This window comes from uncultured Paraglaciecola sp., from assembly GCF_937123705.1.
GTDB lineage: Bacteria > Pseudomonadota > Gammaproteobacteria > Enterobacterales > Alteromonadaceae > Paraglaciecola.
In genome coordinates this window covers 1-11,854 of record NZ_CAKZKO010000121.1, presented here as the reverse complement: position 1 = coordinate 11,854, position 11,854 = coordinate 1, and the positions used below count along the sequence as shown (strand labels likewise).

Sequence of the window (11,854 nt, the reverse complement as noted above, 5' to 3'; positions counted from 1 at the left end):
GCTTTTTAAATAAACAAAAAGGAAATCACTATGTGGTACACCCTATACTGTGAAGATGTTGAAAATAGCCTACCGCTTCGCAAACAAACCCGTGCGGCGCATTTAGAGCGCATTCAACTATTAGTGGATCAGGGCAGAATATTAGTAGCCGGCCCAAGTCCTGCCATTGACAGCGAAGATCCTGGTGAAGCAGGCTTTACTGGTTCATTGATTATTGCTGAGTTTGATAGTTTGTCAGAGGCACAAATGTGGGCAGACAACGATCCCTACACACTGGCGGGTGTATTTAAAAAAGTCACAGTTAAACCCTACATTAAAGTGTTGCCTTAACGACAAAGTATCCTTAGATGAATTATTCACCCAACATTGGATCCCTAATGCCAGCCATCGAACTCAGTGCCATGCGCGCACAAGGGGCTGGCGGGCAAAATGTGAATAAAGTGTCTAGCGCTATTCATCTAAGGTTTGATATTCGCTTGGCCGCTATTCCTGAATACGTCAAACAAAAACTGCTGTCGGGCACCGACAAACGCGTCACCCAAGACGGCATTCTAATCATCAAAGCACAAAATCACCGCACCCAAGAAATGAACAAACAAGATGCCTTGGAAAGATTATCCGAAATACTCATCGAAGCAGGCAAATTACAAAAAGCCCGCCGCGCCACAAGACCCACCAAAAGCTCACAGAAAAAACGCGTTGATAGTAAGGTAAAATCAGGAAAAACCAAGGCTCTACGTAAAAAAGTGGATTATTAGAAGGTTAAGAAATCCGACTTAGTATCAGAAAATTCAATGGTATTAGTGCTGGCATTAACTGGAATAGCTAAACTACAAATAAAGCCATTTGCTTGTTAGCTTTAAATTTTTCTATAAAATTAAGGCTTCTAAAAGTTTCTATTAAACTGAATAGAAGCCCATATTATTTAAGGTTGAGGGTTTTATTGAATACTACCTAAGTACAATTACACTCTGACCAGTTCAGTTAACAATCTGCTATTATTGACGGGTAAAGACTATTTTAGCTTGATAATTAGACTTGTATATGCCTGTCAAAGTTATTTTGTTTGAGGTTTCAAAAAATGCCTGCTCCCACTGGAAATCTTTATCTGGCATGAATTCATTTAATCCCGACACGAACTGATTATTAGAAATTGGATTATTTGCTAAATAGCCGTTTTTTGAATTTGCACTATATGGACCTATGTGAACACATGTAGATGACTCTAAGCCATTACTAGAATATAAAGTCATGTTGTATTCTCCAGAATGATAACTCCAAGTGACTTCACCTTGCTCTAGCATATTAGAGCAACTTGTAATAGATACCTCATAATCCCAAACTCCCTGAATGTCAATTTGGTTTATATCGCCACCTTTTGTGCCATGGAGAGTATAATTTCCTGACTCACTATTTTCAGCAGACACTTGAATGTAAACTTCTCCTGCACTCAGCTCTGCCTTAATACCAAAATTGTCGACTGTCCCACTGTTATAATCATGGCCTAAAAAATCTCCATTTTCATTCCATATATACCCTTCAGTATTTAGGTCCCCATGTGTTTTAAATGTATAAATACCATCTTCTGGTATGTACACTAGGAACATATCTATGTCATTTTTGTCAGATATTTCTGATGTTATTGTGATTTCAGTATCTAATGAATTGCTTAAAAGAAAAGCGTTTCTAAAATTATCTCCTACATCATCTAATCCAGTTTCCAAGGTATCATCACTAATGTTTGAACTTGATTCAGTTAAAGCTGGGATATAAAACGGTCTAGACAGTATCGTATGCCCATAGGTTGAATAGGCGGTTCTTACTATTCCTCTAGACTCAGTGTTTAGTAAATCACTTGAACTATGTCCTGCGACCATATACTTTAAAGTTGTATTGTCTTTTGTAAAACCATCTTTACAGGATATCGTAGAGCCATTGTTTTCCTGAGAAAGTCTTGGGTGCCAATCAGATCCTCCAGGGGTTGAGCTTGGTACTGTAAAACTAGAATGTCCTATAGGTCTACCATAAGAATAAATACTAGTGTTCTCTAACCATCCAGATTGTCCAACAATCATAAAGTCAGCGCCTATTTCACCAATAGAATAACCAGTCTCAGCGTCCATATCTGAATCTAAATACAATTGTATTTCAGGACTACACTTTCCATTTACAATAATATGATCCTTAGGAAAAATTATACTAAAGCCAAAAACCATATCATTTGAAAACCCTCCACCATTAACGCTTCCTACGAAAACAGTGTCTACATGTGGATCGTAATTTATATCTGTAGAGTAGGGAAACTCTTGATTGAGAGTTAACTGTAAATCCGTTGACGTGGAGCTACTGGTTTGCCTCAAAAACTCATTTATTTCCTCTTTTTTTATACGATCACCTTTAATAGGGCCTACAACGGCTTCTTCATAACCACTTTCACCTTCATTGCCGCTACCACCACAGCCGCAAATCACAAATATAATCCAAACCAAAACTCCGAATGGCGCACTTCTAAAAATCATAGAATTTCCTTTATTACCGATGAGTGAATTAAGACGTTTTATCTCAAAAAAACGTCAACATAAATTAAAGTTAGATCTTCATCTGATGAAGAATTCGTTAGACATATCAAATCAAAAATTTACGGGCATTTATTCTGTGTTGAATCTTTAGCCGTCACTTATTTGTTATCCCCATAGAGTAAATCTTTTGATTCAATTCCAACTATCTCTCCACAAAATTTATATAGGCTAGATAGCGATTAAAACACGTATCTGGAATATAACGTTAAGAAGCTTGAGTTCCCTACTCAGCTTATGTTTCAGCTAAAAGATCTGCGGTGAAGCTACTATTAGAATGTCCAAATTAGAAATATGTACTTTTCTATTCCTCGGAAAGAGATTGTTATTAACACATTGATATAAAAACAAAAACAACTAGGCTTGTTATCCTATTGTTAAAAATCTTAATGCAAATGACTTTGGCACGTCATTACATTTATTGCTTTCATAATTCGGCCAACCTACAATTTTTTGTACTCACTTGGCGACACACCTTCATACTTTTTAAAAAATGTAGAAAAATGGCTATGAGTATTAAAACCTAGAGCAAAGGCCACATCACTGATAGGGTGCCCTGACTGGAGCAGGTTTTTAGCGCTAACTAAACGATATTGAATAATTATCTCTGAGGGAGTTTTACCGAATAGCCTGTGGCATTTACGTCGTAAATTGCGTTCGGAAGTACAAAATGCATTGGAAAAATCCTGTACCGTAATTGGGTCAACTAAGTTGTGTTTGGCTAGTTCTTTAGTTGCAAGTACAACACTTTGCTGTTCGTGTTGTTGCAAAAACTTATTCACTAGTAATTCATTTAAAAAATCACCCATTTATTCATTATCCAACTACAGTTAGTTACTTTTTCCGTTCAGCTATCACGTAGATGAATTACCGCTTGAAGGGCTCGGAAAAACAAGATGGGTAATATTAGAAGTAACGACCAGCACATAGTTATCAGATAATAGACAACATTCTCAGCCGGTTAGACACAATATATAGAATTTTGGACAGAACTATGAAATTACGGACAAGACATATTAAATTGTTATTTTTCATTATCTTATGATGAATAAAAGCTAAACCATGAAGTATTCTTGTGTTAAATTACTTGAACTTTATTGATACATCAGGTTAGTCAAATGTCTTCTATCACCTATGTTCTGCTAGGAAACTAAGATTTGTTTAAGTGGCGAATAACTGTCATTTTATTGTTTTTTTTCTGTGGGATATCACTCGCCGAAAAAACAAAAACGTTAACTCCTACTTTCGACAATTTTCACTCATTTACAGTACAACATCCTACATTAAATCAATTGAATGTTAGGCATATCGAATTCGATAAATACTCTCGAATGTGGTTAGGCACCGAGGACGGGGTGTATCGTTTTGACGGACATAATGTGATTAGAATAGATGATGCTTTTACCTACAGTGATAACATCAATGTCCCAGTTGGACCAGTAAGTAAAATTTATCAACTGAGTGACAGGTATTTAGTCATTCGAGTTTCTCCAGCTGGCACAGCACTATTTGATGTTGAACAGGATCAATATGTCTCCGATGCATTTTCTCTTTCTAAGTTACATCATGAACAAGAATTAGTAGGTGTAGGAAAAATAAACGAGCAATTATCTTATCTTAAATTTGAACGAAGTTTGGCAATAGTAAACACTATAACTAATCAATTAGTAAGTGAAAGCCTACCAAAGCTTGGCTACTTTAAAGATTTGATTCAGACTAACTGCTGCCTTGTTATAACAGAAAAGCAGTCTAATCGCTGGATTGTGCATAAGATCAACAAATTTACTGGAAAGTTAATTAATCTTAAAACTCTCACATCCAAATTGGCAGAGGCTCCGCATACTCTGTTTAATTTTGGAAATAAAGTTTTTGCTTCTAGCCTTAAAAGCATCTATCGAGTAGATAAAAACTATCATTTATCACCAATGCATCATATTAAAGACTGTAAATCACAATTTGCCGACCCAAATGACAAATTAGTACATTTAATCAAAACAAAGAATCATAATAGTTTTTTTGATAACTGCAATATTTACAATATGAATGCAAAAACCCAAGAGTTGAGCATTTTGTATTCGTTTAGTGAACAAGAAAAATTACAATATAAAGCACTATCAACCCATTCAAATCGAGCGATATTAAAAGTAGGTAAACGCATCCTATCCTTCAACGAAGTAGGCAATTTCAATACTTATATGGTTGAAAAATCTTCATCTGTAGGTGGTTTCGCAAACTTCAGAGTATTCAATAAATTTAAATTAAATTGGGCCTCGGAAGACTCGGGTCAATTTACGTTGCTTTCACCGTTGGTCAGTAGGTTTTCTGGATTTAATAAGGCTCAATTAGAAACTTGGATTGGAACAAATAAACTACGGCAAGCAATATTTACGGACGAGCATTCACTATGGGTTGCAACGCAAAATAACGGTCTTCATTTATTAAATTTAAATCAAGCTACTCAACTCTGGTCTCCGGATGTTCATTTACTACCTGGAGAGCAAGTTAGAGCTTTGTATAATCATAAGAATACGATCTGGATAGGCACTGAAAAAAAAGGGATTTATTCCTACGACACAAAAGCAGATAAATTGACAAAGTTGGAAGTGCCTAAAGAAATTGTTTCAGCATTTGGCTTTTTACCTTTAGATGACAACACTTTATTAGTCAATTCTTTCAATAATGGCTTTTTGACAGTAGATTTGTCCAAAAAAACCGTAAAACAACAGTTGTGGCCAATATCTAAAAGTGGTGAGTTCGTAAAGCTAAGGGGAATTCGGGCAGTAAAAAAAGGATTGAATGGTGATTTATTGATTGGGACCCACACTAGAGAGAACACTTATTTACGACTCAATAATGAACTAGAGGTCATTGAAGCATATGGTAAAGACCAGATGCTTAACAACCATGTTTTTGACGTACTCGAAGATAAGGAACACAACACCTGGTTGGCAACTTGGGGTGGGGGAATTGCTTTTAAGCCAGCAAACAAAGACAGCTTTATTTTTATCACTATGTCACACGGTTTACCTTCCAACACAATTTACAGTATTAATCAAAGTGCTGATGGAGCTATTTGGGTCAGTTCGTCAGCTGGCTTAGTGAGAATAAATAAATACAAAACCAACACCTTAGCTAACTGGGAATTTCGCCAGTTTGACAAAAATGATGGACTGACTACAGATACTTTTGATTCAGAAGGTTTTTCAATACAAACAAACGGCACTTTTATGTATGGTGGTATCAGTGGGCTAGTATGGTTCGATCCAGTCAAAGATATTAAATTCAACTCGATACAACCGTCGAAAAGCTTTGTTACAAACCTGACAATAAACGGTTCAAGCTACTCAAAGTTAACAAATGCCAAAAATAACTTTGAACAAATATCAAAAGTACGTTTGTCTTACGATAGTCGTAATATCGCCCTAAGTTTCGCAGCACCTAGTTACATTCTTCCTCATAAAAATCAGTACCAATATCGTTTGAATAATCAAAGCTGGATAGCCCTAAAAAAACCGGAGATAGTGTTTGCTCAATTGGCGCCAGCTCGATACGACATAGAAGTTAGGGGGTCAAACAACGACGGAGTATGGTCAGTGCCCACCAAACTAACACTAATTGTCGCTCCCCCATGGTGGCAATCCACTTATGCATATATAACCTACATCATGATGTTATTAATGTTTGCATTACTCTTTTCAGTTTGGCGTACCAGAAGAATAAATACACGAAATCAATATCTTGAACAACAAGTACAAAATAGAACTGAGCAATTGCAAAAAGCGATTCAGAGTAAGGAAAGGCTATTTGAAGAAATTTCTCATGAGTTTCGCACGCCCCTAACCTTGATTATTGGTAAGACGGAACTCTTACTCAAAGCTGAAAGACCTAAAAATGCCGCTCTAGACATAATTTATGGCAACGCAAAAAAACTTTATAGCTTAGTCGAAAACCTATTAAAACTTGCTGAAATTCAAGCTGCTTTGAACTTACCTATCGCAACGAATATTGATTTTGAAATCAGACAGGTTTTCTTTAGATTGACTCCGCTGGCTGAGCATAAAAACATAAAAGTACACTTAAATATTGAATTCATGCCAAAGCAAACTGCTCACATGTTGGTTGAACAAACAATCGATTTAGTTTTCGGAAATATTCTATCCAACGCAATTAAATACTCACCTGCCAACACCAAAATCGAAGTTAACGTTCACAAATTTGAAGAATGTTTAAGTATTGAAGTTAGTGACCAAGGTATTGGTTTTGCAAACTTAGAGACGGCAACACATCGATTTTATCAAGAAAGTAATATCTCAGAAGGAAATGGCTTAGGTTTGTCCATTGTTCATAAAATGGTGTCATTAAATAATGGACAACTCAGCTTTAAAAACAACCCCCAAATTGGTGCGTGCATCACGGTAACATTGCCACTAGTTGAATCTGAAACCTATATGCAGATAGACGAAGAGCAAGAGAAACATTTAGCAACCGAAATGCCAGATTGCCAAATTTTAATTGTCGAGGACAATATTCACCTACGAAATCATTTGATAGAACTATTTCCTCCGAATGTTAAGGTAAAGAGTGCGGAAAATGGTATTAAAGCGTTAGATATTCTAGAAGACTTCATTCCTGAACTTATATTATCAGATGTCATGATGCCAGCTATGGATGGTTTTGAGCTTTGTAATAGAATAAAAAGCAATGAGGATTATAAACACATCCCTTTTATCTTGTTAACGGCAAAAGGAGATATCCTTAGTGAGAAAATAGGCTTGCAGAAAAAAGCTGACGACTATATAGCCAAGCCATTTAGTAGTGCTACCTTACTCCAAAAACTGTCGAATAGGATCTACACATATCGAGCATTCAAGGAAAATTTATTACGTTCTGTGGTTACACCAAAAACAAAAGAAGTTGACTCCTCTTGTATTTGGAACGAAACAACAAATAAAATACAAACTCAACTCGAATTACATTATTGCGATCCTGATTACAATAGCTCTAAATTAGCAGCGTTTTTATGTATGTCAGAAAAAACACTTAATCGCCGACTTAAACTCTTATTTTCAATGACCTTTAGTCAACTGCTTAGAGAATATCGACTCGAGCGAGCCAACGAAAAATTATTTTTAGGAAATACAGCGCAGCAGGTAGCGTTTGAATGCGGCTTTAGCTCTGCCGCATACTTTGGGCAATGTTTCAAAGAGAGATATGGCTATTCACCTGGTCACGCAAAAAAGAAATCTATAACAAAGGAGCAATTGAATTGACGATTATCATTAAGTAATGCCAATAAATGCCGATAACTGGAGTGTAAACTAGTGAGGTATTCAATGAACATGTCCATTCCAATTCGTTCTATCAGAATTATTTATGCAATACTGGCATGTGTTATATGTATAAATATAAATGGCTGTATGCAAGGTAATGCCGCCACTTCCGTGAACAAGCCCCAAAAGCCCATCACTGATAACACCTTAAAAATCGTCAACGCGGCTTTTTACTCAACCTTTATTTTAGGTGAATGGCGCTATAAAGGTGCACGCAATAGAGGTGGTAGTATTAATGCTTACATCAAAATTCCAGCACCTTTGGAGATGAGTAAAGAAGCACAAAAGTCCTACTTACAGAAAGCGATTTGCCCTTCGTCTTCAAACATCAGTATGTGGAACGAAGTAGAAAATATTCCCTTAAGTGTACATATCTACACCCACAAACAAAAACATAGCTTGCATGTGGATTGTATCAATCCACTGATAACCGGATAGTATTGTTGCGATACATGGCCGCTTTGGCGTGAACTAGCTTCGTTAAAATTCAATTCAGCTAAAATTCAGCCCTAGCCAATTAGTCTGTAACCACTTTATTAAGGAGTGGTAACATGAAATTATTCATATCAAGCATACTATTATTTTTATTGGTGTCTCCATTTGCACAGGCTAACCATGATAGGAGTTATCACAATCATGGAAAACATAGCCGTAAAGTTGTAAAAGCAAAGGTTATTCGCGCAATTCCCGTATATAAATACGTGAATACTCGCAACCATAAAACTTACTGCAAACCAGTAGCTGTACATAGCGAATATCGCCCAGCACATTCTAAAAGAGCAGCCATATTTGGAAGCATAGTGGGCGGAATTGTTGGCCGCACGGTCAGCCAAAACCAAACTAAAGATTTAGGTACCTTAATGGGCGCAGTAGTGGGCGGTTCGTTGGCCCACAATATTGTGCGCGCAAAACATTCAGAATTGCCAACCTATAGTGTTCAGCATAACTGTAAGCCAAAGCATAAAAAGGCCAGAAAAGTTCGAGTTTTAGATGGTTACAAAGTCACCTACCGCTCTAAAGGAAGGCTATATCGCACCTTTATGGAAGAAAAACCGACTAAGTATATTCGTATCTAGTGGTGGACTACATAAGGTTACAGCGCCCCAATCTCTTTTTTAAAAAGCATTTGCTTTTAAGTCGAATGATGATTGGGGTAAACTTGAACTTATACAGTAACTAATACGAGCCAAAATTTTGAAGCAGAATTACTACATAAAATTTGTCATCCTATGTTTAACGATTATGTCATTAAGCACGATGCCTGTTTCTGCGCAACAAAGCAAAGCGCCTACCAAAACCAAATCTGAAGCGGCCAAAAAAGCCCAGCAGACAGTTAGAGGTAGGGTATTAAAAGTTGATCAAAATAAAAGTAAGTACCGGGTAAAAGTGCTGCAAAAATCTGGTCGGGTTGTGTCGGTTGATGTAGACAAAAAATCTGGAAAAGTGAGTCGTAAGAAAAAAGGTAAGTAAGAGTATTTGTAACACCGAGATACTTCCTAAAACAAACATTATCACTAAGGATTTTAACTAACTAATGCGTATATTATTAGTAGAAGACGATAGCCGTTTATTGACCCAACTAGATATATTACTGCAAAAAAATGGTTACAGCGTTGATTTGGCAGACGATGGCGCTAAAGCATTGTTCTTGTTGCAAGAACATTCCTATGATTTAGCGATCATTGATATAGGGCTACCTGTAGTAGATGGCTTTGAAGTGATTCAAAAAGCGCGAAAACAAGATGTGAGCTGCCCAATATTAATTCTAACGGCAAGGGATAGGTGGCAAGAAAAAGTAGAAGGATTAGATGCCGGTGCAGATGATTATCTAACCAAACCTTTTCACAACGAAGAATTATTAGCCCGCATTAACGCGTTGATTCGACGCGCCGCAGGTAAGGCTCATCCAGTCATTGAAAAAGGCCCCATTACTCTTGACACCCTTAGTGAAGAAGTAACAGTAAAGGGCCAATACATTGAACTGACCGCATACGAATATAAAGTATTGGAATATCTGCTGTTAAATCCGCTAAAAGTGATATCAAAAACTGAACTAACCGAACATATCTACGATCAAGATTTCGACTTAGACAGTAATGTGATTGAGGTATTTGTAGGGCGTCTACGTAAAAAAATTGACCCAGATGGCAGTGTTAATCCCATCGAAACTCTCCGTGGCCGAGGATATCGAATTAACCGTGAACTCTAACTGGATTAACAGCAGCAGTGCATAACTTATCTCTTAGATTAAGGAGTTTCGCTGCCGCATTGCTGGCTCTGCTGATCTTTATCCCACTTACGGCAATCACCTTAGAGCAAGCCTTTAACAGCAGCTTGAGTCAGTCGATGCAACAACAGCTAGAAGTGCAAAGCTTAACGCTAATATCAGAATTTGAATTAGACGATACGGCTAGCCAAGCCATGATGCCTGAACAGCTTTATAATGATCAATTCAACATTCCAGGCTCAGGCCTTTACGCCTTTATTTATTCCAATAAAGGCGTACTTTGGCAGTCACAGTCAACAATCAACTGGCAACAACAACCCAACTGGTGTTGATGTAAAGGGGCCTCAGGATACAGTTCCTTTCCACCCGTATTACACCGCAAAAGATGGCTGGACGCTTGGCTTCTTCTTGATCCTTTTCTCGATTATGATGTTCTTCCTGCCCAATGCACTGGGTCACGCAGACAATTATATTCCTGCAAACCCACTTTCAACGCCGGCACATATCGTTCCTGAATGGTATTTCTGGCCCTGGTATGCGATCCTACGGGCATTTACGTTCGACTTCCTGTTCATTCCGGCAAAACTGCTGGGCGTAATAGCGATGTTCTCCGCCATTTTGGTTTGGTTCTTTCTTCCATGGCTGGATACAAGTCCCGTTCGTTCAGGATCTTATCGTCCGAAAATGCGGATTGCGTTTTTCATTCTGCTCTTTGCAACGGCCGTACTTTTCTTCTGCGGCGGTGCGCCAGCTGAGGAACCTTATGTGATGATGAGCCAGGTAGCGGGTGCTTATTACTTCGCATATTTCCTGATCATATTGCCGTTGCTCTCTCGTATTGAGAAGCCGTTACCATTGCCGAACAGTATCACCGAGGCAGTGACCGGCAAACCGCTTGAAAAAACCAGCTAAAGAATTTGGGGATTTAGAAAAATGGTAAGATTTTTTGGCATTTTGATTGGCCTGTTCTTTTCAGGCTGGTTGCTGGTATCTTTTGTGATGGGTGCGGTTGAATATACCACCAACCCACCTGAAAAACCTGTGGAATATGCGTTCCATGAAGATCCAAAAAAAGTCAGCTTCAGCAGCGACGGTCCTTTGGGGAAATTCGACCGCCAACAGCTACAGCGCGGCTTTCAGGTGTACAAAGAAGTTTGTGCCGCCTGTCACTCGCTTCGTCTGGTCGCATTCCGGAATCTGGAAGATTTGGGTTATAACGAAGATGAAGTGAAAGCGATTGCTGCGAACTGGGCCATTCAAACGCCAGCTATCGACCCAGACACGGGCGAAATGAGCACACGTCCTCCATTGCCTGCGGACAAATTTCCGAAACCTTTTGCCAATGATGTTGCAGCTGGTGCAGCAAACAATAACGCAATCCCACCTGACCTTTCGCTCATTACGAAAGCACGGACCGGTGGTGCGCCTTATATCTATTCGTTACTGACTGGGTATCAGGATGTTCCTGCTGATTTGCCTGAAGCATCTCGTCCTGGAGACGGGCTTCACTACAATCCTTATTTTGCTAACTTGAACCTAGCAATGGCATCGCCATTGGTAGCCGATGATCAGGTTACCTATTCGGATGGAACCAATGCGACGATTGATCAGATGGCTAAGGATGTTTCTGCTTTCCTGATATGGACAGCTGAACCCAAACTGGAAAACAGGAAGCAAACTGGTTGGGCCGTACTCGGGTTCTTGTTGATCGCTACGCTGTT

11 protein-coding genes and 1 pseudogene are annotated in these 11,854 nt (G+C 38.4%); 10 read left to right on the top strand and 2 right to left on the bottom strand.

Annotated elements, in window-relative coordinates:
* Positions 1-30 precede the first annotated feature (30 nt).
* Both Q0688_RS15170 and arfB read left to right on the top strand, forming a co-directional pair.
* The gene (locus tag Q0688_RS15170; RefSeq protein WP_299078518.1) at positions 31-330 is read left to right on the top strand and encodes a YciI family protein; all 300 of its coding nucleotides are present in this window, start codon (positions 31-33) and stop codon (positions 328-330) included.
* Positions 331-347: 17 nt separating this feature from the next.
* Positions 348-758, top strand: a complete 411-nt coding sequence (gene arfB, locus Q0688_RS15165) for an alternative ribosome rescue aminoacyl-tRNA hydrolase ArfB (protein ID WP_299078515.1) — start codon at positions 348-350, stop codon at positions 756-758.
* 240 nt (positions 759-998) lie between these two features.
* On the opposite strand, the gene Q0688_RS15160 is transcribed toward arfB, so the two are convergent.
* On the bottom strand, positions 999-2,519 hold the full coding sequence (locus tag Q0688_RS15160) for a hypothetical protein (RefSeq protein ID WP_299078510.1): 1,521 nt from the start codon (positions 2,517-2,519) through the stop codon (positions 999-1,001).
* Between the two features lie 500 nt (positions 2,520-3,019).
* On the bottom strand, positions 3,020-3,385 hold the full coding sequence (locus Q0688_RS15155; RefSeq protein ID WP_299078507.1) for a helix-turn-helix transcriptional regulator: 366 nt from the start codon (positions 3,383-3,385) through the stop codon (positions 3,020-3,022).
* A gap of 570 nt (positions 3,386-3,955) precedes the next feature.
* Here Q0688_RS15155 and Q0688_RS15150 point away from each other — a divergent pair.
* From Q0688_RS15150 to Q0688_RS15115, 8 genes and pseudogenes are all read left to right on the top strand, one after another.
* Positions 3,956-7,846: a response regulator gene (locus Q0688_RS15150; RefSeq protein ID WP_299078504.1), complete on the top strand. Its 3,891-nt coding sequence runs from the start codon at positions 3,956-3,958 to the stop codon at positions 7,844-7,846.
* 69 nt (positions 7,847-7,915) lie between these two features.
* Entirely contained in the window at positions 7,916-8,344 is a 429-nt protein-coding gene (locus tag Q0688_RS15145) for a hypothetical protein (protein ID WP_299078501.1), read from the top strand.
* A 113-nt stretch (positions 8,345-8,457) separates the two neighbouring features.
* Entirely contained in the window at positions 8,458-8,982 is a 525-nt protein-coding gene (locus Q0688_RS15140) for a glycine zipper 2TM domain-containing protein (protein WP_299078498.1), read from the top strand.
* 118 nt (positions 8,983-9,100) lie between these two features.
* A complete protein-coding gene (locus Q0688_RS15135) occupies positions 9,101-9,376 on the top strand; it encodes a PepSY domain-containing protein (RefSeq protein ID WP_367179802.1) in 276 nt (91 codons plus the stop codon).
* A gap of 64 nt (positions 9,377-9,440) precedes the next feature.
* Positions 9,441-10,115, top strand: coding sequence for a response regulator transcription factor (locus Q0688_RS15130; RefSeq protein ID WP_299078496.1), 675 nt, complete (start codon positions 9,441-9,443; stop codon positions 10,113-10,115).
* 17 nt (positions 10,116-10,132) lie between these two features.
* Positions 10,133-10,444 (top strand): annotated as a pseudogene (locus tag Q0688_RS15125) (ATPase); the annotation flags it as partial.
* Entirely contained in the window at positions 10,350-11,045 is a 696-nt protein-coding gene (locus tag Q0688_RS15120) for a hypothetical protein (protein WP_299078491.1), read from the top strand. The pseudogene Q0688_RS15125 and the gene Q0688_RS15120, both read left to right, overlap by 95 nt.
* 21 nt (positions 11,046-11,066) lie before the next feature.
* A partial coding sequence (locus tag Q0688_RS15115; protein ID WP_299078488.1) for a cytochrome c1 occupies positions 11,067-11,854 on the top strand: 788 nt, incomplete at its 3' end.

Bases quoted from the DNA above. Each gene is read 5' to 3' on its own strand.
- Q0688_RS15120 (WP_299078491.1), top strand. From the start codon at position 10,350: ATGATCAATTCAACATTCCAGGCTCAGGCCTTTACGCCTTTATTTATT.
- Q0688_RS15145 (WP_299078501.1), top strand. From the start codon at position 7,916: ATGTCCATTCCAATTCGTTCTATCAGAATTATTTATGCAATACTGGCA.
- Q0688_RS15140 (WP_299078498.1), top strand. From the start codon at position 8,458: ATGAAATTATTCATATCAAGCATACTATTATTTTTATTGGTGTCTCCA.
- Q0688_RS15155 (WP_299078507.1), bottom strand. From the start codon at position 3,385: ATGGGTGATTTTTTAAATGAATTACTAGTGAATAAGTTTTTGCAACAA.
- Q0688_RS15160 (WP_299078510.1), bottom strand. From the start codon at position 2,519: ATGATTTTTAGAAGTGCGCCATTCGGAGTTTTGGTTTGGATTATATTT.
- arfB (WP_299078515.1), top strand. From the start codon at position 348: ATGAATTATTCACCCAACATTGGATCCCTAATGCCAGCCATCGAACTC.
- Q0688_RS15170 (WP_299078518.1), top strand. From the start codon at position 31: ATGTGGTACACCCTATACTGTGAAGATGTTGAAAATAGCCTACCGCTT.
- Q0688_RS15130 (WP_299078496.1), top strand. From the start codon at position 9,441: ATGCGTATATTATTAGTAGAAGACGATAGCCGTTTATTGACCCAACTA.